The sequence below is a fragment of the Paenibacillus sp. TCA20 genome (assembly GCF_000732325.1).
GTDB classification, from domain to species: Bacteria; Bacillota; Bacilli; order Paenibacillales; family Paenibacillaceae; genus Paenibacillus; species Paenibacillus urinalis.
This window is the reverse complement of sequence record NZ_BBIW01000024.1, coordinates 15,841-42,113: the sequence shown is the minus strand read 5'-3', so window position 1 is coordinate 42,113 and position 26,273 is coordinate 15,841. Positions and strand designations below refer to the sequence as shown.

At 47.3% G+C, this 26,273-nt stretch carries 17 protein-coding genes; 15 read left to right on the top strand and 2 right to left on the bottom strand.

Going from position 1 to position 26,273, the window contains the following annotated elements; all coding sequences use genetic code 11:
* The first annotated feature begins 276 nt into the window (after positions 1–276).
* The 7 genes from TCA2_RS25375 (at position 277) to TCA2_RS25345 (ending at position 10,834) form a co-directional block, all read left to right on the top strand.
* Entirely contained in the window at positions 277–900 is a 624-nt protein-coding gene (locus TCA2_RS25375; protein WP_047914393.1) for a deoxynucleoside kinase, read from the top strand.
* Complete coding sequence (locus TCA2_RS25370; RefSeq protein WP_047914392.1) at positions 897–1,553, top strand: deoxynucleoside kinase; 657 nt, start codon at positions 897–899, stop codon at positions 1,551–1,553. Before TCA2_RS25375 ends, TCA2_RS25370 begins: the two co-directional genes overlap by 4 nt.
* Positions 1,554–1,830: 277 nt before the next feature.
* The gene (locus TCA2_RS25365; RefSeq protein ID WP_047914391.1) at positions 1,831–3,183 is read left to right on the top strand and encodes a sodium-dependent transporter; all 1,353 of its coding nucleotides are present in this window, start codon (positions 1,831–1,833) and stop codon (positions 3,181–3,183) included.
* A 277-nt stretch (positions 3,184–3,460) separates the two neighbouring features.
* On the top strand, positions 3,461–4,357 hold the full coding sequence (locus tag TCA2_RS25360) for a hypothetical protein (protein WP_047914390.1): 897 nt from the start codon (positions 3,461–3,463) through the stop codon (positions 4,355–4,357).
* A 193-nt stretch (positions 4,358–4,550) separates the two neighbouring features.
* On the top strand, positions 4,551–5,078 hold the full coding sequence (locus tag TCA2_RS25355; protein WP_047914389.1) for a hypothetical protein: 528 nt from the start codon (positions 4,551–4,553) through the stop codon (positions 5,076–5,078).
* Positions 5,079–5,264: 186 nt separating this feature from the next.
* On the top strand, positions 5,265–10,031 hold the full coding sequence (locus TCA2_RS25350) for an S-layer homology domain-containing protein (RefSeq protein WP_047914388.1): 4,767 nt from the start codon (positions 5,265–5,267) through the stop codon (positions 10,029–10,031).
* 131 nt (positions 10,032–10,162) lie between these two features.
* Entirely contained in the window at positions 10,163–10,834 is a 672-nt protein-coding gene (locus tag TCA2_RS25345; RefSeq protein WP_052512298.1) for a DUF975 family protein, read from the top strand.
* Positions 10,835–10,899: 65 nt separating this feature from the next.
* Here TCA2_RS25345 and TCA2_RS25340 read toward each other — a convergent pair whose 3' ends face one another.
* Positions 10,900–11,925 carry a serine hydrolase gene (locus tag TCA2_RS25340; RefSeq protein WP_047914387.1) on the bottom strand — a complete coding sequence of 342 codons (1,026 nt, stop codon included), beginning with the start codon at positions 11,923–11,925 and terminating at the stop codon, positions 10,900–10,902.
* Positions 11,926–12,090: 165 nt separating this feature from the next.
* On the opposite strand from TCA2_RS25340, the gene TCA2_RS25335 reads away from it, so the two are divergent.
* The 5 genes from TCA2_RS25335 (at position 12,091) to TCA2_RS25315 (ending at position 16,151) form a co-directional block, all read left to right on the top strand.
* A complete protein-coding gene (locus TCA2_RS25335) occupies positions 12,091–12,984 on the top strand; it encodes a polysaccharide deacetylase family protein (protein WP_052512297.1) in 894 nt (297 codons plus the stop codon).
* A 20-nt stretch (positions 12,985–13,004) separates the two neighbouring features.
* On the top strand, positions 13,005–13,670 hold the full coding sequence (locus tag TCA2_RS25330) for a YkyA family protein (RefSeq protein ID WP_047914386.1): 666 nt from the start codon (positions 13,005–13,007) through the stop codon (positions 13,668–13,670).
* Between the two features lie 41 nt (positions 13,671–13,711).
* Positions 13,712–14,593 (top strand): radical SAM/SPASM domain-containing protein, encoded by an 882-nt coding sequence (locus TCA2_RS25325; RefSeq protein ID WP_047914385.1) that lies wholly within the window; start codon positions 13,712–13,714, stop codon positions 14,591–14,593.
* A 143-nt stretch (positions 14,594–14,736) separates the two neighbouring features.
* A complete protein-coding gene (locus tag TCA2_RS25320; protein ID WP_047914396.1) occupies positions 14,737–15,723 on the top strand; it encodes an aldo/keto reductase in 987 nt (328 codons plus the stop codon).
* Positions 15,724–15,761: 38 nt separating this feature from the next.
* Entirely contained in the window at positions 15,762–16,151 is a 390-nt protein-coding gene (locus TCA2_RS25315) for a MerR family transcriptional regulator (RefSeq protein ID WP_047914384.1), read from the top strand.
* A 61-nt stretch (positions 16,152–16,212) separates the two neighbouring features.
* Here TCA2_RS25315 and TCA2_RS25310 read toward each other — a convergent pair whose 3' ends face one another.
* Positions 16,213–17,430 (bottom strand): ATP-binding protein, encoded by a 1,218-nt coding sequence (locus tag TCA2_RS25310; RefSeq protein ID WP_047914383.1) that lies wholly within the window; start codon positions 17,428–17,430, stop codon positions 16,213–16,215.
* Between the two features lie 237 nt (positions 17,431–17,667).
* On the opposite strand from TCA2_RS25310, the gene TCA2_RS25305 reads away from it, so the two are divergent.
* From TCA2_RS25305 to TCA2_RS25295, 3 genes are all read left to right on the top strand, one after another.
* Positions 17,668–18,192, top strand: a complete 525-nt coding sequence (locus TCA2_RS25305; protein ID WP_047914382.1) for a transcriptional regulator — start codon at positions 17,668–17,670, stop codon at positions 18,190–18,192.
* On the top strand, positions 18,189–19,457 hold the full coding sequence (locus TCA2_RS25300; protein WP_047914381.1) for an MFS transporter: 1,269 nt from the start codon (positions 18,189–18,191) through the stop codon (positions 19,455–19,457). The genes TCA2_RS25305 and TCA2_RS25300 overlap by 4 nt, the downstream gene beginning before the upstream one ends.
* Before the next feature lie 160 nt (positions 19,458–19,617).
* The gene (locus tag TCA2_RS25295) at positions 19,618–26,256 is read left to right on the top strand and encodes an S-layer homology domain-containing protein (RefSeq protein ID WP_238546512.1); all 6,639 of its coding nucleotides are present in this window, start codon (positions 19,618–19,620) and stop codon (positions 26,254–26,256) included.
* Positions 26,257–26,273: the final 17 nt, after the last annotated feature.

Genomic DNA, 26,273 nt, shown 5'->3' with positions numbered 1-26,273 from the left:
GGAATTTTGGATGACGAACGACTTTTGCGTGAGCAACCGGAGAGAGACAGCCAAAAATGGAACGCCCGCTTTGATCCTCCCTCGAGATACCCACAAAACCACCCAAGTGGAATTTTTGGATGACGAACGACTTTTGCGTGAGCAACCGGAGAGAGACAGCCAAAAATGGAACGTTTAATAGTTCCTGATTTTAGTGCTCTCACGCGGACCTCAACTTGTGATACAATAAACTGTCTATAAATGATTAATCGGCATGATAACTACAGGAGGATTCACATGAGCACAGGTTCCTTTATCGCTGTTGAGGGCCCGATCGGGGCTGGTAAAACGACGCTGTCCACAATGCTGTCACAGGAGCTGAATATTCCGCTGCTGAAGGAGATTGTGGAGGAGAATCCGTTTCTCGGCAAGTTCTATGACAACATTGAAGAGTGGAGCTTTCAACTGGAAATGTTCTTCTTATGCAATCGCTATAAGCAGCTGGAAGATACGACAACGAAATATATTCAGCATGGTCAGCAGGTCATATCCGACTACCATATCTACAAAAATCTGATCTTTGCCCAGCGCACGCTCTCCGGCGTGAAATGGGAAAAGTATCGTCAAATTTATCACATTCTTACAGGTGATCTTCCGAAACCAGATTTGATTATATATATTAGGGCTGATCTTCAGACACTCTTGAAGCGTATCCAAATGCGGGGACGGTCGTTTGAGCAAAATATGGATACCGCCTATTTAGAGCAGCTGATTATTGACTATGATCATGCAATGGCATCCCTTGCTGAGAGTGAGCCTGATACCAAAATTATTACGATTGACGGGAATCAGATTGATTTTGTAACGCATCGCGAGCAATTTGACCTGATTGTGTCCGAAGTAAAGGAGTATATTAAATGAGTGAAATACAAATTCCGGCTAACGCCTTAATTACGGTTGCAGGAACAGTAGGTGTGGGTAAATCGACTCTTACCGCTGCGCTTGCAGAGCGGCTCGGATTCAAGACATCCTTGGAGAAGGTCGATCACAATCCTTATCTGGAGAAGTTCTATCATGACTTTGAGAGATGGAGCTTCCATCTTCAGATTTATTTTCTGGCTGAACGTTTTAAAGAGCAGAAAAGTATATTTGAAGCCGGTGGCGGATATGTTCAGGACCGTTCCATATATGAGGACACCGGAATATTTGCACAAATGCATGCAGACAAAGGCACAATGAGCGAGACAGATTTTGAGACATATTCCAGCCTGTTTGAGGCGATGGTTATGACACCCTATTTTCCTCATCCGGACATTCTCATCTATCTGGAAGGCAGTCTGCCTTCGATATTAAATCGAATTAAAGAGCGCGGCCGGGAGATGGAAATTCAGACTGATCCGGCATATTGGGAAGAGATGCATGAGCGCTATGCCAAATGGATTGGCGGCTTTACCGCCTGCCCTGTGCTTAGGCTGAACATTGATGAGTACGATGTGCATGATCCGGCTTCCTTGGACAGTATTCTGAAAGAAGTAGAGCAAATTATTCAAACTTCGAGAAGCAGTCAGCAATAGATTGATTAGAATACTTGAATATAGGTAAGCGAACTTGTGCACTATTAAATATAAATGAATAAAAGGCGTATTTTGGTCGTATCTTTGTCAGTAAAGCATGGTTTTAACGGATATTTGTGAATTTCATTAGATATTTAAATAGGTCTACGGACTTATAACTTGCTATTACTAACATTTTTATGTATACGGATGTTCATCTATCTTGTATAATATCAAAAAATTTAGAAAAAAGAGTCTTAATATAGTAAGGCTTTCTTCAAGAGAGATGGAGGACATCATGGTACCAAAACAGACGAATCAGTTGGATACACCGGGTACAAAAGAGCGATTTTCTTCAACAGGCTTTATTTTGGCCGCAATCGGTAGTGCAGTAGGACTTGGTAATATGTGGAAGTTTCCTTATATTACAGGTCAGTATGGCGGTGGAGCCTTCTTCCTGCTCTTTATTGCTTGTCTGCTCGTTGTAGGCTTGCCTGTATTGCTCGCGGAGCTTGCGATTGGACGTGCAGGACGCGGTAGTGCATCCTCTTCCTTTGTCAAAGCTGGAGGAGGAAAAATTTGGGGCGTGTTCGGGCTGTTATCCGTAATTGCGCCATTCGTTATTATGACATTCTATTCACTCGTCGCAGGCTGGACGCTTCACTATGCTGTGCTGTCCTTCAGTGGACAACTGTTTAACAATACCGATTTTGGTGGACAGTTCAGTTCCTTCACGGGCGGTTATATGCCGATCATATGGGGAGCTATCGTGGCTGTAATTACGGGCTTCGTTGTCGTCAAAGGAATCTCCGGCGGGATCGAGAAATTTAACAAGGTCCTTATTCCAGGTATGCTGGTACTGCTCGTCATCCTTATGATTCGATCCATTACGCTGCCGGGCGGTATGGAGGGAGTGTCCTTCTTCCTGTCACCAGATTTCTCGAAGCTGACACCGGAATCAGCGCTCGTCGCGCTTGGGCATGCTTTCTTCTCCCTGTCACTCGGGATGGGAACAATGATTACCTACGGTGCCTTTGTCAACCGTCAACAGTCGCTCGGATCAGCAACTGTGGCTGTCGGGGCAGGGGATATGCTGTACGCACTCATTGCCGGTTTGATTATTTTCCCAACGACATTTGCCTTTAATATTCCTGCGGATGCAGGACCAGGTCTTGTCTTTGTTGCTCTACCCGCCGCATTCTCCGCGATGCCGCTTGGCTGGTTGTTCGGGGGATTGTTCTTCGTCCTTCTCGGAATTGCAGCATTGACTTCTCTCGTATCTCTGCTTCAAGTGCCCGTTTCATATGCAATGGAGAAATGGAACTTGCGCCGCAGTACAGCAGTATGGATCATGGCTGGTCTAGTATTCCTGTTAAGTATTCCGTCCGCTTTATCCATGGGCCTTATGCCAGATCTTAAGATAAACAATATGCCAGTGTTTGACTTTGTTGATTTTGTAGCCTCTAACTGGTTCCTGCCGCTGAGTGGACTTGTTGTAACTCTGTTCGCAGGATACTTCTGGAAGAACGTTGCAGAAGAAGCAGGACTTACGCAGAAATGGTTCCGTATATGGCTGTTCATGCTTCGCTATATCGCACCTATTCTGGTGTTGTTCGTCTTCCTGTACTCAGCACAGATTATTAAATTGTAATACGGACGTATCAACATTCTGGAGATCATATTTTACGCAGAACCTCTTTCGCTGTAATGGCGAAGGAGGTTTTTTTATTTTGAATTAGGATACAGGGTTAAACTGTTAAAAATTACAATGTGAATATACAGGAGGTTAGAACAAATTTCGACAATCATTTGCCTAATCATCTGTTATATTGGTATGAAAGTTAATTTTTGCAGAAATGTGCATCTGTGTGCATTTGTATGTATCTATATGTATCTAGAAGATTCAAAAGAGAGGGGCTCAAACGTTAATGCGTTTGGAGAAAAAAGAAATATGGTTCATTTCCATCATCCTGATGCTGATCATTGCCTTGATGATGATACTGATTAATATATGGAGCTCGGAGCAGCAGAATGCTGCTGAAGATCAGAGCCTGCCTGCAGCACAGAGTGAAGAAGATTCAGGTATGGTTTTGGAGCCAGTAGAAGAATTGACGAAGCAAGAGGAAAGTGCTGATGTTTCTGAGAGTGAAGGTAACCTTAAATCCATGAATCCTCATTTTCCTGAAGATCTGCCTTTTCCTATTGAAAAGACAGAAGGTTATCTCGGGGATCAATTCCCGTTGGACAAGATGTCAGTGAAGAGAATCAGTATTATGGTCAGCTTGGATAACGGGGTTAGAGGATACACGGTTTCGCCGCAGAGCTATCGCGTTCTGGTGCAGGGGCTGACTAGCCTCAATTTATCGACAGCAAAGACAGAGATGGATTCCTCGGATGTCGCTTCTGACGTGTATATTCGCTTCAATCTCGATAATGAGATGTATTTTATCAAGTACAATCTGGATTCAAATACAGTAGAACTGAATGGTCAGCATTTCTATGCTTCTCGCAATCTGATGAGCTATCTTCATTTATTTTGCAGACCGGGTACGCTGCTCGGTATGTTCGGTGATATGAGGGGGATGGATGTAAGTGCAGAGGATGCGCCTGCGCCACAGGAAGATTTGACACGGGTCTATGACCCGGAACGGTTCAATATTCAAGAGAAAAATTTCGCGGAATGGAGCCGTTATATCAGCAGCAACGCCGATTATAAGGAAGCTTACCGGTACTATTCTGTCGGTGATGATAACATCAAGACCGTTCGAATTCATGAAGAAGGGTATCCTGTCAACCCCATCAACGATTCTTTTTACGAAGAATAACGTCTCGTCCGCAGATGGCATCAGCATAGGGATGAGTGAGAAGGAGGTGCTCAGCATGCTGGGCAGCCCTCATCTTTCGCAGGGTAACAAGTGGAGTTATACTATAAATGATGATCTTAAGTTTAACTTATATTTTACTGAAGAGAATCTAAGATATATAACGCTGACCAGCGAATGAAAGGGTAAATAGGATATGTTCGATCCCACTATATTTGATAATTTAAAAGTAGCGCTCGAAAATGAGCTGTACGATCTGGACAATCTGGATCAAGCCATTCACATTACGAATCGAATTGATCGGCTGGAGCTGTCGACGATGTCGCGTGTGTTTATGCTTCGGTTTGAGCTGACAGGGGAGAGGCGGATATCAGCCGAGCTTGAGCTTGCGGCATCTATGCAGGAGCTGGCTGCTGAAATTTTGGAGTTGTCCGGTGAGAATCCTGGCTGTGTGCTGTGTCTGCGGTATATCCTGCAGATGAAGGATACGGTCTTGTGCAGTGAGGTAGAGCGGATTATGGCAGAGATGTGGCCTGAGCAAAAAACCGTGCAGCAGATCAGCTATGTATATGGCTCGGAATCAATGATGACAAATACCGTAGAGATTAATTTCGACCGTAAAATCAATGAAAATCATATGCGTGATCTGCCAGAATTGGTGAGGTATATGATGGAAGCAGCGAAGAGGCTTGGGGAAGTTATGGAGCTGCAGCAAAACGAATAGGATCGATTTACATCAAGGTGGGAACGTACGTTACGTATGAGATCTCGCCTTTTTTTGTACCATTTTACAAGATTGCGCAATATCTTCGCATTTCTCCACACATTTTACGCTTAGAATGATCCCTGACACTTGATCTTCAGCTATTCATACACACTATATATCTTAATAAGATAGGAGAGACGGCCAATGAGCAAACGGACAAGACGTCCGCTGCAAGTCTGGAGCTTGGTACTCGTTATAACGATCTTAGCGGGTCTTTGGAATCCATCCATGTCCAGCCGCACGGCGTATGCATCCCCAGAGGGGGATCAGATCGTGATCAGTCAGGTTTATGGAGGGGGAGGGAACGCTGGTGCAACCTACACGCATGACTTCATTGAGCTCTATAATCCGACTGAAGATGCTGTAGATCTTACAGGGTATACCGTAAAGTATACCAGTGCAACAAGCAAGTTTGGGACAAGTAATACGACCGAGCTGAATGGAGCCATTCTTCCCAACTCGTATTATCTGATTCAGCAGGCCAAAGGAACCGGCGGGACAGCCGATCTTCCAGCACCTGATCAGACAGGAAGCATCAACCTGAGCGGTACGAATGGCAAGGCAGGTCTGTTTCATGGTGAACAACTCATAGATCTCATCGGTTATGGAAGTGCCAATGAATACGAAGGTATTGCTGCTGTGGCAGCCCTGACCAATTCCACGGCAGCTGTTCGTTTGACAGCACCTGGAGCAGATCCCGGCAGCAGGGGACTGGATACGGACAACAATGCAATGGACTTTGCTGCTGTATCCCCGGATCCACGAAACTCCTCCTATGGACAGCCTGAAACGAAGACCGCAGCGGTGACCGTGAGTCCTGAACAGGGCGCTTATCCACAGGGAACGGAGATTCGCTTGAGCTCTGCAACGGCAGGGGCTTCTGTATACGCAGAGGTATACGGTCTGGGTGGAGTCAGCAGCGGTTACGAGCTGGTTAATGGACCGATTGTGCTTAACGAACCTGTGACGATCCATACTTACGCGGAGAAGGATGGACTGGAACGTAGTGAAACTTCTATTTATACTTATGATCTGCTTCCGCATAGGACCATAGCAGAAGCAAGACTTGCCGCTCAAGGTGAGCAGGTCATGGTCTCCGGAATCGTTACTCATGTGAGCGGCAGCAAGATGTACGTGCAGGATGAAACAGCTGCCATTGTCTTGTATGGCTTCCCCAGCTTTGCACAAGCAGGAGATCGGGTTCGTGTCAGCGGAGTCATGGATATCTATAACAACCTGCAGGAGATAACTCCTTCAGACGGACTCCCTTATACTTTGATAGAGAACAATGCAGGAGTGCCTTCCCCAGTTCAGCTGACAGGGGCAGATCTCGCTGCAGATTCAGGTGAGCAGCATGAGGCGAAGCTTGTATACATGGATAACGTGAATATACGCGAGAAGTCAGGCAGCAGCTGGATTGCTGAACAGGGCGGAAGCGAATTTATTATTTATTCGAATCTGCCAGGGATTGCAGCGGGCAAGTCCTTTGATAAGATCGTTGGTGTCATCGAGCAGTACAGAGACGTTTATCAGCTTATACCACTGAATGAGGAGTCCTTGATTGAAGATCTCTTGTCGGTGAATGCCAGTCCGGCAGCGGGCAAGATCGTTAGGGGGCAGCAGGTTGTACTGACTTCACCTGCAGCTGGTGCGGACCTGTATTACACGCTGGACGGTAGTGATCCGACGACATCAAGCACGCTCTATGAAGACCCAATTACAATTAATGTGAATACGATAATTAAAGCTGTGGCTGTATCCGGCAGTGACACTAGTGAAGTGTATACCTTCTCCTATGAAGCAACCGAACAGCCGCGCATTCATGATATCCAGGGAGCAGGGCATATCTCTCCTTATCTTGATCAGCAGGTAAGTCATATTGAGGGCGTTGTTACTCAATTAGGATACCGATTTAGTGATGGAAGCTATCAAGGGTTCTACATCCAGGACTTGGAGCCGGATGAAGATCCGAATACTTCGGAGAGTATTTATATTTATAGTACTAATCTCGACTTAAAGCCAGCTACTGGGGAAATGGTAAAGATCAGCGGTACAGTGGCAGAGTACAACGAGGGAAGCAGCAGTAATCTAACAACGACACAAATTGTACCGACCTCCATCTTAAAGACGGGAGAGACCGAGGAGCTGCCTCCTCCAATCTTACTTGGGAAGAACGGCAGAGCTATTCCTTCCGAGGTGATTGATAATGACGGGTTCACTGTCTTTGATCCGGAAGAGGATGCGATCGACTTCTACGAATCGCTGGAAGGCATGAGGGTTCGTTTAGAGTCCCCGGCGGTTATGAGTCCAACGTGGACAAGCAGCCAGATCATGAACATTCCAACTCGTATTGATAATGGAGAAGAGGAAGTGTTTACGCCGGCTGGCGGTCTTGTTCTGAAGCAGGAGGGTAACCTGAACCCGCAGCGGCTTCTGATTGCTTCGATGGCTATGAATCAAGATATCCGAACGGGGAATCAGTTTGCGAGCGATGTAACGGGTGTGATCGGATATAATGCAGGCAACTTTAAAGTGATTCCTGCGAAGGATTCATTGCCTGCGCTCCTCCCATCGGTTTATGAGCAAGAGGTAACATATATTGAACCTGATCCGGAGCAGCTGATCGTAGCCAGTTATAATATTGAGAACTTCTATCCGGGTGTCGGCAGCAGCAAGATTACGAAGCTTGCAGCATCTATCACTTCGAACATGAAGCAGCCAGATATTATTGGACTGGTAGAAGTGCAGGATGATAACGGTCAGACAGACAACGGCATCGTTGAAGCGGACGACAGCTATCAGGTATTGATTGACGCCATTATGGCAAATGGCGGACCGGAATACGCATTTACCGACATTGCTCCGGTCAACAATGAGGACGGTGGAGCTCCCGGCGGGAATATCCGAGTAGGCTTTCTCTATAATCCGGAACGAGTAACCTTAGCCGAGAGCATAGAAGAGCGAAAGGGAGGTTCCACTGAGGCAGTGGCCTATGATGCGAATCAGGATCAGCTTAGTGTAAATCCCGGCCGAATCGAGCCGCAGCATGCTGCTTTTTTGGAATCACGGAAGCCGCTTGCTGCCCAGTTTGAATTCCGGGGAGAGAAGGTCATCGTGATTGCCAATCATTTCAATTCCAAATCGGGTGACAACGGTCCATTCGGCAATGTTCAGCCTCCGGTCCTGACTAGTGAAACACAGCGCCACGACATTGCAGCAGTCGTGAATGGTTTTGTGAAGAACATCATAGAGGGCAATGAAGCGTTAAATAAAGAAGCAAATGTCATTGTGCTGGGGGACTTGAATGACTTCCAGTTCACGGAGACGGCCGAGATTCTAAGAGGAGATGAGCTGGATAATCTGATCGACACCCTGCCTGCTGGAGAACGCTACACCTACACATATGATGGGAATTCGCAGGCACTTGATCATATTCTGGTAAGCAAAAATTTAACGGAGTACACACAGACCGATGTGGTTCATTTGAATGCTGATTTTACAGAAGCAAGCGGAAGAGTGTCTGATCATGATCCTGTCATGGCGCAGATTGATATTGTGGGAGCAGGCAGTGAAGAAGCGCCGGAGAATCCAAATCCAAATCCGAATCCAAATCCGAATCCAGACACGGATCCAGTGACTCCACCCAGCACTGGCACGAATCCGCCTGCTGGGAATCCCGTGCCTGTCGATCCGGCCGAGACAGAACCCGGAACGATAACGGTAAAAGGCGTGCTGAATACGAATAGTGAGATGAGCATTGCCGAAAGTGCAGTTACCGGAGAGCAAATTTCAGCAGCATTATCCAGTTTGCAGGATGGAGTGCTGCGTATAAAGCTCGATATGGAGGATAAGGACTATGACTCTGCACAGATCTCATTACGGCAGGAAGCCATGGAGCTGTTGCTCCAGCACCAAACGAAGCTGACAATTCAGATCGGCGTGTCCTTTGGAAGCTACGAGCTTCCGATGGAAGAGATTGATCTGTCACAGATCGGAGCTGAGCTTGGTGCCGGAGCTGGTGAGTTTGAGCTGAGGTTCGCCTTAACGAAGGATCGAGCTGCGATCCAGCTGGCAAGCTTGAAGGGCTACTCCCCGCTTGCTGCTGTCAATTATTCGATAGCTGCATTCTCAGCAGAGGGGCAGGTCTACGAACTGACCGAGTTTGATCGATATATAAAAAGAACGATAACGCTAACCCCTTATGAGCTCGATAGACTAGAGCATATGGCAGCTGTACGTGCAGAGGACGAAGTCAATACTGATCGGCTGCAGCCTGTGCCGTTCCAAACGAATGGCAACGAAGTAGAAATATTCAGCCGCTCGAATAGTACCTATTTGCTGCTGGAGCATCCGGTGACCTTTGGAGATATGAACGGTCACTGGGCACGTGCCAATGTGGAGGAGCTGGCAGGCAGGATGATTGTTTCCGGTACAGCGGGAGGCCATTTTGATCCGAACACAGCCATTACTCGAGCAGAATACGCTGCCATGCTGGTTCGGACACTTGGCTTAGCTGATACACCGGAAGCTATAATCTACACGGATGTACCGAACAGCGCATGGTATGCACATAGTATACAGGCAGCTGGGAGTGCAGGGCTGATTACTGGCTACTCGGATGGCAGCTATCAGCCGAATCAGCACATTACCCGTGAAGAGATCGCCGTAATGACTTATCGTGCAATGCAGTTCGCAGCCTACGAACCGACAAGCTCTGATCGTGCAATAACCTACTTGGACAACGTAAGGATTCATGACTGGGCTGAGGAAGCCGTTGATGAACTGAGCAGACTCGGTGTATTATACGGCGATCGAACAGATCGCTTCGACCCATCCAGATCAGCGACTAGAGCGGAAAGTGCTGCTGTAATCAACCGGATGCTTGATCTTCTGGTCTATAACCAAAATTAATTTATATTCAATTTAATTAGAAGAGGACAGTGCAATTATGCTGTCCTCTTCTTGTTGGAACGGTTTATAGTATACTGGAAAAATATGTAGCATATTAGTGTTTCAAATGAAAATGGGAGGAGCACTCCAATATGAATATCTCTATTCTGGATACGAAGCGCCGGGCGTTAGGCTCGCTCAGAGGAGCTTGGTGGCGTGTCATTCTGCTGACCGTACTCATAGTCATCCTAACGCTCGTCTTCCCCCTTATCTTTGATATCCGCAGCAGAGGTGGTTATGAACGGTGGAAGGGGATGGAGGAATCCCTCTTCCAATTTAACTTTTATATTCTCCTCTTGGGCATTGTGATTACTCCGCTCTTAACCTCCGCACTCTGGTTCTATCTGGATCTTGTTCGCAAATTTGATCCATGGCTGACGGAGATATTCGAGATATATAGAAATGGAGAGAAGGTATTAAAGCTCATCTGGACTTCGATTGTATCTTGCCTTTTTCTGCTGATGTGGACCCTGCTGCTTGTTGTTCCCGGCATCATTAAGCTGCTCTCCTATTCACAGACACCGTATATCTTACAGGATCATCCTGAATATTCGGCTGTACAGGCGATCACAGAGAGCCGAAGGTTGATGGAAGGCTATAAGTGGAATTACTTTGTATTCCTGCTCAGCTTTCTGGGCTGGGGGGCTCTCACCGCGGTTACGCTAGGTCTGGCTTGGTTGTTTGTGGGTCCTTACTTTTCCGCTGCGCAAGCTGCTTTTTACGATGAACTCAGGAGGGTTAACCAACAACCTGCTTTATCCTGATATTGTGCCGACAATAAAATAAGCGGGTGTCCTCTCTCCATTCTTGCAGAGAGGCACTCGCTTATTTATCTAACCCTCTTTAACAGCTCCATTCCGATGTGGGTCGGATTCATTGCGAAGGAGGAGGTGCGTTTGTTAGACAGTACGACAACGCCGATCTCCTGTCCGGGGAGAAAACCCATAAAGCTCATATAGCCATGTGTACCGCCATTATGCCAGATGAGGTTATCTTTAAGCTGGTGAAACCAGCCGAGTCCGACGCCAAACGTGTCATTTTTTTGAAAATGTAATTGCTGGGTAATAGAATAGATGCTGGTCATTTCCTTGTCCGGGTGCACGCCCATATGTACGGATAGAAACGTTAACAGGTCGCTGATGCTGGAGCGGAACGCACCGGTGCCAGGAAAATCCTGAAGTACAAGCTCTGCGGCTCTCCGGCGGCCCGTATACCCGGGAACAAACCTCTCCCGTGCTTCAGAGGAGAGATGGATTGCGGTGTCGGGCATTTGCAGGGGGATTGTAATTCCATCCTGTACGGCCAGCTCATACGTCGTCTGGAGCTCCGTTGCCAGAACATGTCCCAAGAGTCCCATTCCAGCGTTGGAGTATTGATATTTAATCCCGGCCTCCTTAGCTGAAATTTTGCGCAAGTAGAACGCAGCTTCGGATAAGCTGAATGCAGAGTAGGGATCACGGCTGTTCCTGGTGTCGAACAAATTCCTGGTTTCCCGCAGAATGCTCCGTGACGGCAGACCCGAGGTGTGGGTCGCGAGATGCTGGAATGTAACCGGCGAGTCGGGCGGGAGCAGGGGGACATATTGTCCAAGTGATTCGTCGATGGTCAGGAAGCCGTCATAATGCAGCTGGGCCAGTAAAGACACCGTGAAGAGCTTGGTAATCGAGCCGATCTCGTAGATCAGTCTGCTATATTCGGACGTAGGATAGGGGCTTAAATTACCGATTCCATATACGCGTCTTTCGTTACGATAGACAGTGCCGATCACGAGTACGGCCTCTTTGTGCTTGGCATAGTAGCTTTCCAGACAAGAGTCTATGAAATTTTGAATGGTAAGTGATAGAAAGGGACTCAAGTGGAGCATCGCTCCTTTGGATATATTAGGAATATTGTTTTTATTAAGATTATTTTATTCGATTGTTACCTGGTTGTCATTCAAGTCGAGGCTATTTATTTTAACCTAAATAATAGAAAGACGAATCAATTTCATAAAACCACATCTTGAAAGAAGTGACACCGTTTGAGAAGAGATCGAAGAACAGCACAACATACCCATCGCAGCTCCAACAGAAGAATGAATCGCAGAGCCCAACGTATAAGAAAGAGATTGTATCGCAGCTTCATTGCTACATTCATTGTGGCCGGTGCGATCCTACTGATATGGAATTTTAGCAATTTGGATACAAGCCTCTTCGGGCCGTATGAGGGAGTCCAGACGGAGATAGATCAGCCGAGCCTGCTGGGAGGATTTACAGTAATGAAGACGGAGAAGAAGCTGCCCGTCATTTATAAAGGAAATGTAGAGAAGACAGCCTATATTACGTTCGATGATGGGCCGAGTAAATATACCGATGCTATTCTCGATGTTCTGCAGCAGCACGATGTGAAGGCGACGTTTTTTATGATCGGTTCTGAAATACATAAATATCCAGAAGCAGTGAAACGGCTCACGGAGGAAGGACATTATCCGGGAATGCACACGATGAGTCATAATTATCATCATTTATATAAGAGCGGCGGTTCTAAAAATTTTCTGGATGAGGTAAATGAAGAGCAGGCGATCATTCAGGAGATTACAGGCTATGCGCCGGAGTTGATACGTGCGCCTTTTGGAAGCGCACCTCAGATTGGCGAGGAGTTCCGAGAGGATATTGCCGATTCGGGCTACAAGCTGTGGGACTGGACGATTGACTCACTTGACTGGGATTTGCCGGGCAAGCCGAAGCAGATTGTAAGCAACGTCAAGAAGGATGCGCACCGGGATGTGGAAGTCATCCTGTTCCATGAGAAGGAGCAAACACTCGAAGCGCTGCCTGCAATTATTCAATACTTGAAGAGAATGGGGTATAAGGTTGAGGCTTACAATCCCGAGCAGCACTTTGTAATGAATTTTCCACACGATACAAGGCTATAGATAGAGAGAGGAAGACCGGTATGGTAAGGGGTAGTATTAGAAAGTTCGTTGTATTCTTTGTGAGCATCATCATATTAACCGCCTGCAGCAAGGAGGAAGCGGTGAATATGGTGCATGCCATCGAGACGACGGTACAAACCGAGAATCAGATGCATTCTAATCTGAATCAGCTCGCTCTGCTTGAAGAGGAGGATATGGTCCTCTATGAGGCGATTTTGGATCAAGGTAGAGAAGATAATAAGGAGCTCGCAGAGCTGTTGGGCCAAGCACGGATTCATGTAAAAGAGCGCAATGAGCTGCTCCATGCTTCGAGAACCATCATGGATGCTGCGAAAATTGAGAGTGAGCGCTGGGAGGAGGAACTGTCTGCTTATAGAAACAGCAAGGTCAGCGAAGAAATGTCCTTACGCGCAGAGGAGCTGTGGGCTGACTATCAAGAGCGGCAGCATATTTTTGATCAGCTGTACACCCAATATGAATCGGCTCTCCAGATAGAAACCGAGCTGTACGCTCTGCTGGAAGAGAAGGGCAGCCTTCTCTCGATCACTGAACTCAAAGCAAAGGTGGCTGAACGCAATCTTGTATTTGCGGAAGTGAATGAGATGAAGAATAAGTTTAACGAGGCGACGAAGGCGTTCAATGATAAACACCAGGCTTTTGTAGCAGAGATCAAGGCATTGTTGTAAACTGGTAGAACAGATCTTACAAAGAATGGAGAACGTACGAGTTGAAGACATTCAAGAAGGTATACGTTGAAATTACGAGCATCTGTAATCTTGCCTGCAGCTTCTGTCCGCAGACCAGCCGTCAGGCTAAATTTATGCAGTTGGATACTTTTAATCATATTCTGGATCAGATCAAACCGCATACGAACCACATCTATCTGCATGTCAAAGGCGAACCGCTGCTGCACCCGAAGCTGGATCAGCTGCTGGATGCTGCTTATGCCAAGGGGTTCAAGGTAAACATGACGACGAACGGAACGCTGATCGAGAAGTCGAAGCATCGGATCCTTGGGAAGCCAGCCGTCAGGCAGATGAACTTCTCGCTCCATAGCTTTGACGGTCATGAGGGCTCGACGAATCGGGAAGGATATCTAGCCAGTATCATTTCGTTTGTCCGAGAAGCGGTCAAGCAAGATATCATTGTATCGTTCCGGTTATGGAACTTGACGCAGGATAACATGACCAATGTGGAGAAGCAGCGTAATCGGGAGACGCTTGAAGTGCTGGAGCGAGAATTTGAACTGGACTTCAAGATTCAAGAGAAGGTGACACCCGGCAGCGGAGTTAAGATCGCGAAGAACATATACTTGAATCAGGATCATGAGTTTGAATGGCCGTCTCTAGCAGCTCAGGAGGATGATGGCAAAGGCTTCTGTCATGGGCTTCGAACACAAGCCGGGGTATTGGTGGATGGCACTGTCATTCCTTGCTGTCTGGACGGTGAGGGTGTTATTAATCTAGGAAATATAAACAGCACTCCGTTCTCCGAGATTGTGGAGGGTGAGAGGGCAAATAATCTGTTCTATGGCTTCTCGCGGCGGGAAGCGGTGGAGGAGCTGTGTCGTAAATGCGGTTATCGCAAAAGATTCGGTACAGGCGCATAAGCACATGATTATATAAGAGTACCCTCATTAATGAGCTAATCTTCTAAATAGGTATTGACTTGGAGTTAACTCCAGGTGTGATAATAACGGGGATCAGCCGAGCTGATGACATTAATGGAAACTGAGGTGCTTACAGAATGGAAATGGAATACGTAAAGCTTGGAAATACCGGTTTGGATGTATCCCGGCTTTGTCTTGGCTGCATGGGCTTTGGAGAAGCAGACCGCTGGATTCACCCATGGGTACTTAATGAAGAGAACAGCCGTCCGGTAATTAAAAAAGCGCTTGAGCTGGGTATCAATTTCTTTGATACAGCGAATGTATACTCGGATGGGACAAGCGAGGAGATCGTAGGCAGAGCGCTGAAGGATTACGCCAATCGTGACGAAATTGTCCTGGCGACAAAGGTGCATTTTCGCATGCACCAGGGTCCCAATGGCGCAGGTCTTTCCCGTAAGGCCATTATGAGTGAAATTGATAAAAGCTTAAAAAGGCTGGGGACCGATTATGTAGATCTGTACCAAATTCACCGCTGGGACTATGAGACGCCAATTGAGGAAACCATGGAGGCCCTGCATGATGTGGTGAAGGCCGGCAAAGCAAGGTACATTGGTGCTTCGGCGATGTATGCATGGCAGTTCTTGAAAGCGCTGAATGTAGCAGAGCGTAACGGTTGGACTCGCTTTGTGTCCATGCAGAATCATTTGAATCTGATCTATCGGGAAGAGGAGCGTGAGATGCTGCCGTTGTGCCGGGAAGAGAAGATTGGTGTCATCCCTTACAGTCCGCTTGCCGGTGGAAGATTGACTCGAGATTGGGAGGGGACAACCCATCGTTCCGAGACGGATCAAACGGCGAAGTCCAAATATGATCCGATGGCGGATAAAGATCGCTTGATTGTGGATCAGCTTGCGGCGATCGCGGAGAAACGCGGGGTTCCTCGTGCGCAGATCGCACTTGCTTGGCTGCTGCAAAAAGAACCTGTCACCGCACCTATCATTGGTGCAACGAAAATATCTCACCTTGAGAATGCGGCTGCCGCATTGTCTATTCAATTGACTCCTGAAGAGGTTACAGCACTGGAAGAGCCATATGTTCCACATCCGGTGGTTGGTGCGCTCTCCCGTTAAGATTAGGGCTTGGTTGGTATGAGGGGAGGTAAGGCTGTGTGCTGATCGCAGAGGTGAGTGAGAAGTTTAAATTAACGCCAGATACGCTTCGTTACTATGAAAGAGTCGGACTTATTCCACCCGTCAACCGTAACAAGAGCGGAATTAGAGATTATACAGAAGACGATTGTAAATGGGTGGAATTTATTAAGTGTATGCGTGGTTCAGGACTACCCGTTGAAGCACTGATCGAATACGTTGGTCTGTTCCAGCAGGGGGATGAAACGCTGGAGTCTAGAAAAGAATTGTTGATGGAACAGCGTATGCAGCTTCATACGAGATTTGAAGACATGAAACAATTGCTGGAACGGCTGGATGATAAAATATCGAGATATGAGGAGACCATCCTGAAGAAAGAGCAGGGGTTGAATCGATCCGGCGGGAGCTAAATGGATACGAAAATAGAAGGAGCAGCACGCTATGGCGTCTGCTCCTTGTTTATTGAATATCTTATGAGGCTGTGCAGCTGCAAAATTTAAATATAAACCGGCTTCCGAGCTCGCTCGTTTCTGCAAGCCACACCGACCCGCCCATTAATTCAGCCAGGTGTTTGCAAATGGACAGGCCAAGTCCTGCTCCTCCGAATTTACCTGGGTTGCTATGAATTTGGGAGAAGGATTTGAAGAGAAGATCGATTCGATCCGCAGGAATGCCAACCCCTGTATCTCTTACTTCAAAGCAAATATTCGAGGCGTTCTCTCTGCCATTCTCAACTCGAACCGAGATACCGACTTCGCCCTGCTCGGTGAACTTGATGGCGTTTCCAAGTAAGTTAATTAAGATTTGACGCGTTTTTTGACTGTCTCCATGCAGTACTAAATCCTGACTTACATGGTATTCCGCATATAATCGAATTCCCTTTTTCTGCGCTTCGGGAGTGAACAGCTGTATAACATGCTCAACGACTTCACTTAATTGAAAAGGATGATTCTCGATTGTGATGGCACCAGCTTCCATCTTGGAATACTCCAGTATCTGGTCCATCATGTTCAACAAATGATTGCCGCTCTCCTCAATAACATTGACGTATAGAGTTTGGTCCTCATTCAATTCGGTAGATTTGAGCAAATCGGCCATACCCAGCACCCCATTCATCGGTGTACGGATTTCATGACTGAGCACGGCCAGCAGATTTTTTTTATTGTCGAGAACCTGCTCGGCAGCTTGCTCGGCGATCTGTAACCGGTCAAGGGTGGACTCAAGCTCAAGAAGATCTGTATAGAAGGAAGACAGGGAGAGAAGAAGATCAACATCTCGCTGCTGATAGCGGTAAAATCCTTGATCAAAGGAACAGAGGGAGCCATAAAATTCCCCCTTCTCATTGCGTATCGGCACCCCAATGAAAGAGCAGCCCCCAACGAATTGAGTTGCATCCATATCCTTGGTTAAGGGATGGGTCAGATTATTATCAATGATAAGCGGCCCCTGTGCATGCTCGGTAACGAGAGCACAATACGACTCTGCATTATCGACGACTAGTCCTTCTTCAAGAATAAGCTTGTCGCGATTAAATGATTTGAGCACTTTCGTAGATAGATGATCCAGGTTAGCTATGCAAAATGTGTTAGCGGGTATTAGCTTGCTGGCTGTATTCATCACATTCGCAGCAGAATCATACAGCTTATGTGAGATCACTGAAAGAACATCAATGTACTCTGTTTTTAACATGACTGCCTGATTCCTCCTAATTGAGGACTTTATCATAGATTCAATAAAATCTATTAAGCCCTAACCTCTATAATAATTCGTATTGTCTTAGAATAAAAGAGGGAGGATAAACGGATCAATGGGACATAAGGCTATTTTTTCTAAAATGCCTATTTACAAACTTTTCCTGTTCTGATAATCTAAATTCACAGATTGATGATCTAAATAATTAGATTGTAGTTATGGGAGGTAAACCTAATGAGTGATAACAACATGCTGAATGTATCTATTGAGCAATCCAAGCTGCTTGGAAATGCACTTCGGGTGAAGATTATAGGGCAATTGACCACGACCCCTAGAACGGCAAAGCAAGTAGCAGACCTATTGGGCGAGTCGGGCGGGAACGTGCATTATCACATCACTAAGCTGTACGAAGGGGGATTACTCGACCTTGTGGAGGAGAAGAAGATCGGCGGTGTTACAGAGAAGTACTACCAATCCAGATCGAAATGGTTTAATTCGTCATCTCCAGAGGCCCTCGATCCTGTAATCAGCGCAGGCTATTCATCAAAAAAATCAACGACAATCAATCTTCGGCTCATGTTAACTAAAGAGCAGGAAGCAGAGCTGACAGAGGAATTCAAGGCCTTTCTCGAGCAATGGGTGCAGAAAACATCCGGTAAACAAGAAAATGGCGAATATGAGGAGTTCAGTATCGGTGTGATGATCAAATCTGTTGAGTCACAGGATGATCAGCCTGTGGAGAAGGAGACAAATGAATGAGTCTGTGGACGAATAGGAACTTCTGGTTTATGTTTCTGGGAAGGGTCATCACGAACATCGGTGACTCTCTGTACGCTGTGGCAGCCATGTGGCTTGTATCGGAGCTCGGAGGATCTACTTTGTATACCGGACTCGCGGGCTTTCTATCTATCTTTCCAAGGTTTATCCAATTCATCTCCGGACCGATCATTGATCGGATATCGATTCGCAGATTATTAATAGTGACACAGCTCTCACAGGCAGTGATCCTGCTGCTCATTCCATTGGCGGATTATATGGGCTTTCTGACCGTAGGCCTTGTCTTGATTATCTTCCCAATTCTATCCTCCCTGAATATGTTCGTATATCCTGCACAAGTATCCGCACTACCCAAATTTGTTGAATCCAAAGACTTATCCAAAGCCAACTCTTTATTCACCTTTGCCAATCAAGGTATTGATACAGCATGTAACGCCGTTTCTGGTGTTATCATTGTCGCTTTCGGTGCAGTATCCATCTACTTGCTGGATTCTGTCATGTTCGTCATGGGAACTATTATCTTCTCCATGATTCGCCTGCCGAAGATTCCTAAGAAGGAATCTGAAGACACTTTCCATCTGCGCACGTTCTTCAGTAATTACAAAGTTGAGCTTGTTGAAGGTGTCAGAATATTGTTAAGTAAATCCGTTTCTCGTCTGCTGATGGGCGTGATCGTGATCAATTGTGTCGGCGGAGCCACGTTCGTTGTACTGCCGGAGTTTGGCAGGATGCATGGTGGAGCTGAGGTTTATGGATTCCTGCTTATGGCGCAGGCTGTCGGCAGTATGCTTGGTGCTCTTCTTGCTCCTTATCTGAAGCTTGAACGATACGGTATGGGCAAAATTTATGCTGCTGCATTTGTAACAAGTGGAGTGCTGTGGTCGGTTTCGATGCTGACCTCTAATGTAGGGATAGCCATCACGATTTATGGACTCGCATGGTTTCCTGGGGGCATAACGAATATTCTGATCAATACGTATCTTCAAAAAGGTATCCCGCAGCATCTGCTTGGTCGTGTGTTCTCTGCCTCGTATAGTCTAAGTGGCGTAGCCATGCCGCTGGGGTCATTGGCCGGAGGGATTCTGGGTCAATTCATTAGTCCAGCACAAGTAATTACGTTAAGCGGAATTATTGTACTCTTGGTAGGGGTCTATTGGTTCTATGATAAAACGACCCGTGGGCTGCCAAATTCCAAAAATGTCAACGAGAGCTCATTGATTGCTGAGAATCATTCGTTATCTGTTTAGTGATCGAGGTATTCTGATTGTCGTCTAAGGCGGCGTTCCGAATACCTTTTATATTTCTAAGGGGCTTTGGTTACAAAACCCTTTAGTTAAGTTAACAATTCATTACTACAATTTGGTAGAGCGAAAAAATAATATACAACACTCGGGAGAGGAGAAAGAAATGATGATTCGTTGGTATCGCAGATCAGGACAAGCTTTCCTTGCCTTTCTGCTGGCATTATTCTTTATGCTGCAGCCGCTAGGCAGCGTTTATGCGGCCCTGTCAGAAGCACCGGATACGGCATTCGGCCGTGTTTTGGATGTAAGAAAAACAGAGCTCGCTCCAGGCGCAGATTATACTTGGTATGACATGGAGATCGAGCGGGGTCTCGAAAAAATGCATTTCGTCGAGTTTAATCCGGATTCACCCCAATTGGACCTGCGTGCAGGTACAAAAGGCGGATACGTATATGGTATGGAGGGCGTGTCGGAAATGGCGGAGCATACAGATGCTCCAGGAAACCGCGTTATCGCGGGCATTAACGGAGACTTCTATGACCTGTCAGGCTACGGAACTGGTGTACCGAATGGCCTCTTTGTTGATCAAGGCCGAATCTTGAACAGTGGTTCCAGCTCTTTTGCCTTTGGGCTCAAGGAAGACGGGACCTCGGTTTACGGTAAGCCTAAGCTGACGATGTCGGTGACCATTGACGGTACTCAGACCAATCTGACGAGCATAAATCGTTACAGAGAGAACAATCATCTGACACTATACACACCGGACTTTTATACATCCACGAAAACAAATGCATCTGGCACTGAGGTTGTGCTGCAAGTGCAGGAGGGTGATGTAAAGAGCGGACAAACAATGAAGCTGAAGGTGCTGGAGGTTCGTGCGAATCAAGGTGACGCACCGATTGCTGAAGGTAATGTTGTCTTGTCTGCATCCGGAACGAAGCTGCCGGTTGTCAGCTCCCTGGCAGCAGGTGATGAACTGACGGCCAGCTTCGAGCTGGATGGTGAATGGCAGGACGCAAGCATGGTAATCAGTGGACAGGGGCCTCTCGTGAAGGACGGTGTAGTACAGACTGGTGTGGGCCCAGAGGGCGTGCACCCGCGTACGGCTATTGGGACAAAGGCTGACGGCTCCATCGTGCTGTTTGAAATTGACGGACGTGCACCCGGCTTCAGCGAAGGTGTAACGACAGAGGAGCTTGCCAAAATTTTGGCCGATATCGGCGTTGTGAACGCCATGAATCTGGACGGAGGGGGTTCTTCAACGTTCGTAGCCCGGATGCCGGGTACATCGGATGTGCAGATGCTGAACCGGGGTTCTGACGGCGGTGAGCGCGCAACGGGCAACGGACTGCTGCTTGTGAACACGGCGCCGGAGGGGGCTGCATCAAGGCTTGCTGTAACACCAGGTGAGGAACGTATCCTGGCGGGCTCTTCCTACGAATATAATGCAGCAGCGGTTGATCAGACAGGTCATCCTGCTGAACACGAAGGTGCTGTCACTTGGTCGGTATCTCCTGACCTAGGAACTATTTCGGAGGATGGGGTACTCACCGCCGGACAAAATGCCGTTGCCGGTCAGGTGTCTGCATCTGCAGGCGGTCTTGAAGGCACGGCGGAAGTTGAGGTCGTGGATCAAATTACGGAGCTTGAGTTCCTGGATGATATTAAGACTTATAATACCGGCGTTAATGAGAAGCTGACCGTAACAGCATTGCGGGACGGCCAAGTTATTCAATCGAGCAATGATGTATTTGAATGGCGGGTAGAAGGTGATATTGGCACAATTGATGATAATGGTGTGTTTCATTCGACGAATGAGGGCGGCCAATCGGGTATTATTTTTGTCAGCTACAAAGGCATCGAGACCTCAATGGAAGTTAATGTAGGAGTACCGCCGGTTGTGCTGGAAGAGTTTGAGAGCATCGATAGCTATAAAGCTAGTGGAGCGGCATACAATTCGGTCAAGGTTGACTTGAATACCGATCCGGATTACGTCCGTTCGGGGGACGGTTCGATTAAGCTTTCCTATGATTTTGTTGGTATGACAGGTACATCGGGAGCCTATGTATCCGCAAATAGCAAAGCAGAAAATATTCAAATTCCCGGGTATCCGCAGAAGATTGGAATGTGGGTATACGGCGACGGACAAAAGCACTGGCTTCGGGCACAAGTACGTGACGGCAACAATGCGGCCTTTGCGATCGATTTTACAGGTGCCGATTATGGTGTGGATTGGACAGGCTGGAAGTATGTTGAGGCCAATATACCGGCAGGGAAAACAACACCGCTTACCATGGACTTGCCGGTTCGCTATATGGAAACCAATAATAACAAAAAGACGGCAGGTGCGATCTATATCGACCAAATCAGGGCCGTCTACGGGCCTCTTGACGAGGATCACGAGCCTCCAGTCATTACGGATGTGACGCCTTCTGAAGATACAGCAGTAACGACAGGCACACCTGTCATTCACGCACATGCGGCTGACGCCGGCTGGGACGTAGAGGTTCATCCAGGAACGACTCTTATTGATCCTTCCAAGATTCGGATGTATATCGACGGGGAGCAAGTAGCGCATACGCTATATCCGCCGGAAGGTCGTATCAGCTACACGCCTGGGCTTCCGCTGGAGGATGGATATCATACGGTGAAGCTTGCGGTCCGCGATCTGTCCGGCAATCAGACGATCAAGGAATGGAACTTCACTGTAGATACAGGAGCTCCCAAGTTCCGTTATACTACGCCAGAGCAAGTATATGCGGGACATACTTATACGGTTGACATTTCAGCTGACCAGGTGGATTTGCTTACCGGCGGTCATCTAGAGCTGGGATTCGATACAGCCTTCGTTAAAGACATCTCTGTAGTAAAAGGCGATAAGCTGGCGGAATCACAGATTACGCGGTCCGTTGACGCTGAGACAGGCGTTGCTCGTATGCAGTTCAGCGGTTTGGAGTCGGCGTCTCTTACTGATGAAGATATCATCGCTCAAATTTCGTATACAGTGAATGGCACAGCTTCGGGATCGAATGCTATTGCTTTCCGTTCATCGGAGCTTGATATGGTAGGTTCGAATGAACCGAAGTCTTATCGAGGAGCGTCCCTGAAGTCCGAGATCAAGCATGAGCTGTTACTTCAGTGGGACGAAAATATCGCTCAAAATTATGTTACCACCTTTACAGTGACCGATGAGAATGGCCAACCGGTAGAAGGCGCTAAGCTGTTTGCAGATGGAGCTGAAGTTGGCGACGGGACGCTGGTTACGGATGCATCAGGTCAGCTTCGTACAGGTCAGCTCACGGAAGCAATGAAGAGCTATGATGTGCAGGCGATAAAAGATCGGCAGCACAGTCTGGTTTCAGAATTTACGACCTCCTCGCTTGCAGGTACGGAAACGCCATACAATATTACAGTCGGGATGGGTGAGGATCCGACCATCTCGCGCAGCTTTAACTGGCACACACATCCAAGTGTAAACGAAACGGTAGTGGAAATTGCCGAAGAGGAGGGATTTGCAGGATTTAATCAACCGGATGTAATTCGCTTGAGCGGTGATAGCAGTCTGTTCAATACATTGGACATTGGCACCATTCGTGTTCATAAAGCAAGCGCGGACGTGCTTAAGCCGGGAACGGCTTACGTATATCGTGTAGGCGATGGTACAGAGCATTACAGCGAGCAAGGCTCCTTTACAACAGCGCCGGATACAGGCGATTATACAAAATTCCTTGTGTTCGGGGATTCCCAGGCTGCTGATCTTGCAGGCTTTGAGCTGTGGGGACGCACGATGGATGCCGCAATTGCGGAGCAACCGGATGCCGAATTTATGGTTCATGTAGGGGATATGGTCGATAATGGCTTCAAGGAGAAGGAATGGAACTGGTGGTTCTCTCAAGTCCAGGAAGAGCTGATGAATCTGACCGCAGTTACGTTGGTGGGTAACCACGAGGTGACAGGGACGAAGAAGAACGGGGATTTCCTGGCTCATTTCAACCATCCGCAGAATGGTTCCCAGAATCAGAAAGGAACGAACTACTCCTTCGACTATAAAAACATGCATATCTCTGTTCTGAACAGTGAATACGAAATTGAAGAACAGAAGGCATGGCTTGAGGCCGATCTGGAGAATACGGATAAGCAATGGAAGCTGGTCTTCTTCCACCGCGGGCCGTATGCAAGCATTTACGATACAGAGAATGTGCGTACCGCGTGGACTCCGGTGTTTGACAAATATAATGTAGACCTGGTCATGAATGGCCATGATCATATTTACTTGCGTACTTATCCGCTCTATAACCATGAGATTGTAGGTGAGCGTGAAGGCACGACGTATATCATTCCAGGTGCTACAGGTCCAAAGTTTTATGAGCGAACCGAACGGTATTTCCAAGATGTTGTCGTAGATGAGGATATACAAATGTACTCTTCCGTCGAAGTGGATGGAGATACCCTGACGGTAACGACCAAAACGGTTGATGGCAAATTAGTGGATAAAGCCGTACTTGAGAATCCTATGTATACCGTAGAAGCTCCAACAAGCGAAATACAAGTAGGCGAAGAATTACAGCTCAGTGTCAACGGCATGCTGCCTGAAGATATGGAATGGTCCGTAACAGAACTATCCGAAGAACAGGCGAAAGAAGGTTTGGAAGGATTAGTCGAGGTCTCCGAAAGCGGCGTAGTAAAAGCAATAAAGAGCGGAGATGTTGTGATTCGTGCCACAAGTAAGTCCTCGCCGAACCGATTCGGTGATATTAAACTTCATATTACTGATGCGGAAGCGCCGGTGGCTATCGAGCTTAAAGGGAAACCATGGCTGAAGCCGGGAGAAACAGATACGACGGTAGTGGAAGCTGTCTACGCATCGGGTGAGCGCATGCCGATAACGGAAGGCGTTCAGTACCAAAGCGCGGATCCAGCCATTGCGGAAGTGGACGAGCTCGGAGTGGTAACAGCACTTACCGAAGGCATGGTCAAGATTACGGCTAAGTATGGCGGGCTGACTGATGATTATGATCTGCAGGTCATAGAAGAGCAACTGGAGCCTGAGCTTGCCTACATCCAGTTCTCCGGTCCGGAACAGCTCCAAGTTGGCGAAACCTCGGCGACAGTGACGCAGGCTGTGTATACGGATAACAGCTTGCATCCTCTGACTGAAGGCGTGCAATATACGAGCAGCGAGGAAACGGTGGCAGCCATCGATTCCGAAGGCACCATTACTGCACTCCGTGAAGGAGTAACCGTTATTTCAGCTGTGTATGGGGAGTTTAGCAATGCATTCACCCTTACGGTGCTTGACGAGGAACAGCCTGCAGTTGATTTAGAACGAATTGAGCTCACAGGCATTCCATCGAGGCTTGAAGTGAATGATACAGCAAAGGCTCTCGTCAATGGTTATTACAGTGATGGTACTGTATCGGAGATCACCGAAGGCGTGAAATTCAGCAGCAGCAACGATAATGTGGCTTCAATTGATGCGAATGGTCTGATCCGTACACATCGCAAGGGCGAGACTGTGATTACAGCGGTATACGGAGAAGAGTCTGCGTCTCAAGCTTTACGTGTAGAACCGTCTTCCGACACTACAGGCCCTGATGAGGATAACAGCGAGAGCGGCAATGGAAGCAACGAAGATAACGGAAGCAATAATGGCAATGGTGAAGAAGAAGCAAGTAATACACCGGGTCAGCTGATTGTTTCAGAGGAAGACCTGAATGCACTTGGCTCAGAGGAACAGATTCAATTCTCGATGGGCAGCAATTCATTCACCGAGCTTGTGATGCCAGGCAAGGCAGCCGAACTTGCCGAAGGAAAGAGCATTACGGTTCAGGCCAATAATATTAGGCTTGTAATTCCATCGGAAGTATTGCGGAAGTTTGCTGATCTGGCATCAGATGAGCAGCTGGCAGACAGCACGATTGTACTAAGAGCCAAGGCTGCTGATGAGGCGGAAGTCTCCTCCTGGCTGAGTCAGGCAGAAGACCGGTACGGAGCAAATCTTCAAATAGGAGGAGCATATGACCTCACGCTGTCTCTAGAGCCAAGTAACGGTAAAGTAATAACACTCAATGAATTTGAAGTTGAAGAACCTATCGTTATTTCACTTCCTATTCCGGAAGGAGCTAATCCCGCTTTAACTGGAATATACTACGGCGAAAGTGATGGCTCTGTAACCTATATGGGCGGAACGGTTCGGAATGGCTGGGTTACAGCAGAGCTGAATCATTTTAGCTTCTATGCAGCAATGGAGTATAATAAATCGTTTACTGACCTGCCTGTGGGCCATTGGGCAGAATCGGCTGTGAAACAGCTTGCGGCAAGGCAGATTGTTGAAGGCACGACCACGGAACGCTTTGAGCCGAATCGTACCGTTACGAGAGCCGAATTTGCTACAATGCTGGCAAGGCTGCTTAATCTTGAAGGAGAAGCACAAGCAGAATTTACAGACATTACCTCAGATCAATGGTTTGCAAACGAAGTAGGCTTAGCAGCGGATGCAGGAATCGTACAGGGCTACACAGATGGTTCATTTGCTCCTGCACAGAGGATCACTCGTCAGGAGATGGCTGCTATGATCATTCGTGCTTATACCTTCAAAACAGGTGAGAAGCCAGAAGCAGGCGATGCTGAATATACGGATCTGGCGGATTCTCCTCAATGGGCAGTACAAGCAATTATGGTCGCTAATAAGTTAGGTGTGGTTAACGGATTCTCGGCAGATGAGTTCAGACCATTTGGCGTCGGTACTCGTGCCGAAAGTGCACAAATGATGTTCAACTTAGCAAATATCATGAATCCATAAGTTGTTTCTCAGTGACA

Coding starts and splice junctions, on each gene's coding strand:
- TCA2_RS25375 (WP_047914393.1), top strand. CDS start 277: ATGAGCACAGGTTCCTTTATCGCTGTTGAGGGCCCGATCGGGGCTGGT.
- TCA2_RS25370 (WP_047914392.1), top strand. CDS start 897: ATGAGTGAAATACAAATTCCGGCTAACGCCTTAATTACGGTTGCAGGA.
- TCA2_RS25365 (WP_047914391.1), top strand. CDS start 1,831: ATGGTACCAAAACAGACGAATCAGTTGGATACACCGGGTACAAAAGAG.
- TCA2_RS25360 (WP_047914390.1), top strand. CDS start 3,461: ATGCGTTTGGAGAAAAAAGAAATATGGTTCATTTCCATCATCCTGATG.
- TCA2_RS25355 (WP_047914389.1), top strand. CDS start 4,551: ATGTTCGATCCCACTATATTTGATAATTTAAAAGTAGCGCTCGAAAAT.
- TCA2_RS25350 (WP_047914388.1), top strand. CDS start 5,265: ATGAGCAAACGGACAAGACGTCCGCTGCAAGTCTGGAGCTTGGTACTC.
- TCA2_RS25345 (WP_052512298.1), top strand. CDS start 10,163: ATGAATATCTCTATTCTGGATACGAAGCGCCGGGCGTTAGGCTCGCTC.
- TCA2_RS25330 (WP_047914386.1), top strand. CDS start 13,005: ATGGTAAGGGGTAGTATTAGAAAGTTCGTTGTATTCTTTGTGAGCATC.
- TCA2_RS25320 (WP_047914396.1), top strand. CDS start 14,737: ATGGAATACGTAAAGCTTGGAAATACCGGTTTGGATGTATCCCGGCTT.
- TCA2_RS25310 (WP_047914383.1), bottom strand. CDS start 17,430: ATGTTAAAAACAGAGTACATTGATGTTCTTTCAGTGATCTCACATAAG.
- TCA2_RS25305 (WP_047914382.1), top strand. CDS start 17,668: ATGAGTGATAACAACATGCTGAATGTATCTATTGAGCAATCCAAGCTG.
- TCA2_RS25300 (WP_047914381.1), top strand. CDS start 18,189: ATGAGTCTGTGGACGAATAGGAACTTCTGGTTTATGTTTCTGGGAAGG.
- TCA2_RS25295 (WP_238546512.1), top strand. CDS start 19,618: ATGATGATTCGTTGGTATCGCAGATCAGGACAAGCTTTCCTTGCCTTT.